General features: G+C 62.8%; 1 pseudogene. It reads left to right on the forward strand.

Features of this window, described 5'->3' with window-relative positions:
• Positions 1-258 (forward strand): annotated as a pseudogene (locus ACTFO6_RS19085) (biotin-dependent carboxyltransferase family protein); the annotation flags it as partial.

A 258-nucleotide genomic window follows, 5' to 3' on the forward strand; every position in this document is an offset into this window, starting at 1 on the left:
GGGTATGGGGACCTCGCGACGATTGGTTTACCGATGCTGGGCGGCGTTCCCTAGAGCAGACACCGTGGCGAGTCGCACAGGCGAGCGACCGAGTGGGCACGCGGTTGGAAGGACCTTCCCTGGAAAGAGCGGTGACCGGGGAGTTAACGAGTGAGCCGGTGATGCGAGGCGCGATCCAGGTACCTACCTCGGGAGTGCCTCTGGTCTTTGGGCCGGACCATCCGACGACTGGAGGTTATCCAGTTATTGGGGTTGTCG

This window comes from Pelomicrobium sp. G1 (assembly GCF_051905455.1).
Taxonomy (GTDB): Bacteria; Pseudomonadota; Gammaproteobacteria; order Burkholderiales; family UBA6910; genus Pelomicrobium.